The sequence below is a fragment of the Pseudomonas mosselii genome (assembly GCF_005796105.1).
Taxonomy (GTDB): domain Bacteria; phylum Pseudomonadota; class Gammaproteobacteria; order Pseudomonadales; family Pseudomonadaceae; genus Aquipseudomonas; species Aquipseudomonas mosselii_C.
Map to the genome: position 1 here is coordinate 1 of NZ_VAUO01000034.1, position 4,815 is coordinate 4,815.

The window sequence follows — 4,815 nt, forward strand, 5'->3', positions numbered from 1 at the left end:
CATGCGCTCGATGCGGCTGGCATCGAACAGGTCGGTGGCGTACACCAGGCTCGCGGCCACAGCGTCGGTAGACTCGACCGTTTCAAGTGTCAGATCGAACTGAGCGGTATTGCGCACACCCATTAACGGCTCGACTTGCAGCGCCGCATGCTGTGCGTGCGGCGTCACCGGCGCCGCACTGCCCTGATGGTTGAACATGACCTGGAACAATGGATTGTGGCTGAGACTGCGCTCGGGCTGCAGGGCCTCGACCAGTTGCTCGAACGGCAAGTCCTGATGGGCCTGGGCGTCAATCGCCGCCTGCCGGACCTGGCCGAGCAACGCCTTGAACGACTGTGGCGCGGTGAAGTCTGCCTTGAGAATCTGCGTATTGACGAAAAAGCCGACCAAGCGCTCGGTCTCTACCCGGTTGCGGTTGGCGACCGGCACGCCAACGCGGATATCGGCCTGCCCGCTGTAGCGGTGCAACAACACCTGGAAGGACGCCAGCAACAACATGAACGGGGTGACGTTTTCCTGCTGGGCCAAGCGTCGCAAACCGTCCAGAAGCTCGCCCGCTACACAGAATGCGTGGCGCGCCCCTCGAAAGCTCTGTTCCGCCGGTCGCGCACGATCGGTGGGCAAGGCCAGCACCGCCTGCTCACCCGCCAGTTGCTCGCGCCAGTAACTCAGTTGCCGCTCGCGCTCTCCGGCTTCCATCCAGTGCCGCTGCCACAACGCATAATCACTGTACTGTATGGCCAAGTCGGGCAACCCAGCCTCGCGGCCTTGGCTGAAAGCGCCGTACAACGCCACCAGCTCATCGACCATGATCTGCATCGAAACGCCGTCCGAGACAATATGATGCTGGGTCATCACCAGCACATGGTCGTCATCGGCTAGGCGCAACAGGCCAACACGTAGCAGAGGGCCGGTCTGTAGGTCGAACAGGGCCTGGGTCTGCTGCTCGACGAACTGCCGAATCTGCACTGCCTGATCCTGCTCGTCGAGCACAGAGGCCAACTCGAACAGCTTGACCGGCACGCCCCCCTCCGGCTGCACGATCTGGCGAGTCGTCCCGTCCACCTCGGCGAACACCGTGCGCAAGCCCGCGTGACGCTCTACCAACCGAGCGAAAGCGCGCTCCAGCGCTGGCAAGTCCAGTGCGCCGCGCAGGCGCAGGGCACAGGGAATGTGGTAGGCCGTGCTGTCAGGCGCCAGTTGCCAGAGGAACCATTGGCGCTCCTGCGCGTAGGACAGTGGCAGCACCTCGAAATCGGCACTGACCTCGGGGATCGGCAGGTTGGCTGGCGAGACCCCTTCAGCGAGCATTTTCTCCAGGTAGAGTTTGCGCTTGTCCAGGGGCAGGGTAATGAAACGCTTTGCAATTTTCGAAGCGACCGACTTGTCCATCAGAAATCCTCCATCTCATCCAGCAGCGCTTCGAGCTTGCTCAGTTTCGTGGTGTTGATTGGTTGCGCAGTGGTTTCCAATTGCTCGACGAACGTGCGCAAGCGCGGGAAACGGAACAACAACTGTGGGGTGAGGGTCAGGCCCAGCTCAAGCTGTAGGCGTGAGACGACGCTCACCACGCTCAGCGAATGGCCGCCCAGTTCGAAGAAATCGTCTTCAAGGCCAACTTGAGCTGCTCCCAGCACGTCCTGCCAGATTGCCGCGACCTGTTGCTCCAGCGCGGTAGCCGGGGCGACGAACACCGCGCGCTGCAATCCCGCTTGCGGTGCCGGCAGGGCCTTGCGGTCGAGCTTGCCGTTGGCAGTCAGCGGCAATTGCTCAAGGAACAGCAGATGGGCCGGCACCATGTAGTCAGGCAGATGCTTGCGAAGGTGTTCACGCACCGTCTCGCGCTGCGCCTCGCTGGCACCGGCCAGGTATGCCACCAACTGGCTGGAGCCGGCGACCGGCACCGCCAGCACTGCGGCCCCGGTGACCCAAGGGAGGGTCAGCAGGCAGGCTTCTATTTCGCCCAGCTCGATGCGGAACCCACGAATCTTCACTTGCTGGTCGATACGTCCAACGTACTCGATCACCCCATCCAGGCGGTGGCGGGCCAGGTCGCCGGTACGGTAAAGACGTGCACCTGCCACTTGGCCATACGGGTTCGGAACGAAGCGCAAGGCACTGAGGTCGGCACGACGCCAGTAACCCCGAGCCAGCCCGGCGCCACCGATGTGCAATTCACCCACCGCCCCCCGGGGCACCGGGTTGAGTTCACTGTCGAGCACGTACCAGGACAAGTCGTCGATCGGCTCGCCAATCGGGCTGCTGGCTTCGCGCTCGAGATCCGCCCGCGACAACGGCCTGTAGGTGACGTGCACCGTCGTCTCGGTAATGCCATACATATTCACCAGCCGCGGGGCTTGGTCACCGAAACGTTCGAACCATGGGCGCAGGCTGCGCACATCCAACGCTTCGCCACCAAATACCACCTGGCGCAAGGCACCGCACCCTTCACCGTGGGCCTGGGCGCAGGCCACCTGCATCAGTTGCTTGAAGGCCGATGGCGTCTGGTTGAGCACCGTCACGCCTTCGCGCACCAGCAGTTCGAGGAACTGCTGTGGCGAGCGGCTCACCTCATGCTCGACCATCACCAGGCGCCCGCCATGCAGCCAGGCACCGAACATCTCCCACACCGAGAAATCGAAGGCGTAGGAATGGAACAGGGTCCAGACGTCGTGCGGCCCAAACGCGAACCAGCGCGCCGTGGCCCGGAACAGCCTCAGTACATTGGCATGGGGTAGCAGAGTCCCCTTTGGCTGACCGGTGGAGCCGGAGGTGTAGATCACATAGGCAAGGTTGGCCGAGTTCATCGCCACCTCAGGATCATGCTCCGGTAAGCTCGCCAACTCGCCGGCCATCCGCTCCAGCACCAGTACCGTCACACCCTCTGGCACCCGCAGGCTGTCCAGCAGCGCGCTTTCTGCGAGCAACAGTTCGATACCGCTATCGCTCATCATGAAGGTCAGGCGATCCTGCGGATAATGCGGATCGAGCGGCACATAGGCGCCGCCAGCCTTGAGCACCGCCAGCACGGCAACGGGCATGGCCAGGCTACGCGAGCAGGCGATGCCCACCCGCACATCCGGGCCGACGCCACGGGCGATCAAGGCATGCGCCAGGCGGTTGGCCTGCTGATTGAGCTGCTGGTAAGTCAAGGCCTGCTCACCCAGCGATACCGCCACCGCATGCGGCGCGCGCCGAGCCTGGAACTCGATACGCGCATGCAGGCTGCCGCCCTCTTCATGGCAGGCCAGCGCCGGGTTCAGTTGCGCCGCGCGCTGCTGCGCCTGCGCCACCGGTTCGAGCAACAGTTCGCAAAGACGTGCGTCAGGGCGCGCACGCATCTGCTCCAGCAAGCACTGCACGTGTTCGCCGAGGGTCGCCATGGCCTGCCGATCGAAACAGGCTTGGTCGTAGCTCAAGTGCAGGCTCAGTTCCTGGCCAAGTCCAATGGCCAGCGTCAGCGGGTAGTTCGCCAACTCATGGCGCTGCACCGCGCCAAAACGCAAATCGGCACCGCTGCCTTGTTGCAAGGCCTCGGAGACCGGATAGTTCTCGAATACCAGCAAGGTGTCGAACAGCGGACCCGCATGACCGGCCCAGCGTTGAATCTCGAACAGCGGCGTGTGTTCGTGTTCGCGCAGGGCCAGGTTCTGCTCCTGCACGCGCTGCAACCAGTCACCCACCTGCTCGTTCGGCTGCGGGCTGGCGATCACCGGAAGGCTGTTGATGAACAGCCCGACCTGGCGCTCGATGCCTGGCAGTTCGGCTGGCCGCCCAGCCACGGTGGCGCCAAAGCAGACGCTGGCCTGCCCCGTGTATCGCTGGAGCAGGATAAGCCAGGCCGCTTGCAGCAGGGTATTGACGGTCACCTTGCGCCGACGCGCAAACTCGCTGAGTTGCGCCGTCTGCCGGGCATCGATGCGCAAATGAAGGTCGGCCTGCCCGCTGCCGCTCGCCTCACCGAGTCCGGCCAGGGCCTGGGTCAACCGTGTCGGTTCGCCAAGCCCTGCCAGCTGGGCTTTCCAAAATGCCTCGCTGGCGACCACATCGCGGGACTGCAACCACTCGATGTGGTCCCGAATACGCCCTTCAGCCCGTGGCACCGGCTGCCCGTGGTAGCGCAGGAGCACTTCGCCCAGCAGTTGCGAACTGCTCCAGCCGTCCATGAGGATATGATGGTGGGTGTAGATCAGATGCTGGTCGTTATCGCCCAGGCGCACCAGACACAGACGCAACAGCGGCGCCTGAACTAAGTCAAAGCCGTGTTCCAGCTCCGCGCGCGCCAGCGCATCGAGGTCGGCCGGCGAGACGGCACGAGCGCGCCAATCGAGCACCCGCATGGGCAAGGTCAAAGCCTTGTGCACCACTTGCAGCGGTCGAACCAGATCACCTTGCCAGATGAAACCGGTTCGCAGGCACGCCTGGGCGTCCAAGGTAGCCTGCCAGGCGGCGCGGAATCGCTCGGTGTCGAGGCCTGACACCGCGACCTGAAGCTGGTTCAGATACTGGCCACTGCCCTGCTCATACAGCGAATGGAACAGCATGCCTTGCTGCATGGGCGTCAGCGGATAAAGGTCCTCGACTTCCCCCAGCGGCACTGGCAGGCGGTCGAGCTGCGCTTGGTCCAGGCCGGCCAGCGGGAAATCGGAAGGGGTCGCGCCTGGCGTAGCCGTGCCCAGGCAGTGCTTGACCACAGCCTGCAACTCGTCACGATAGGCATCAGCCAGGGCCTGTAGGGTCTGCACATCGAACTGCTCGGTACTGAACGTCCAGCCTAGGCTCAGCTCGCCGCCATACACGCGGCCATTGATCGTC

General features: G+C 63.8%; 2 protein-coding genes. Both read right to left on the reverse strand.

Going from position 1 to position 4,815, the window contains the following annotated elements; all coding sequences use genetic code 11:
• A partial coding sequence (locus tag FEM01_RS23905; RefSeq protein ID WP_240791792.1) for a condensation domain-containing protein occupies positions 1–1,392 on the reverse strand: 1,392 nt, incomplete at its 3' end.
• On the reverse strand, positions 1,392–4,815 hold a 3,424-nt coding region (locus FEM01_RS23910; RefSeq protein ID WP_138221880.1), incomplete at its 5' end, for a non-ribosomal peptide synthetase. The genes FEM01_RS23910 and FEM01_RS23905, both read right to left, overlap by 1 nt.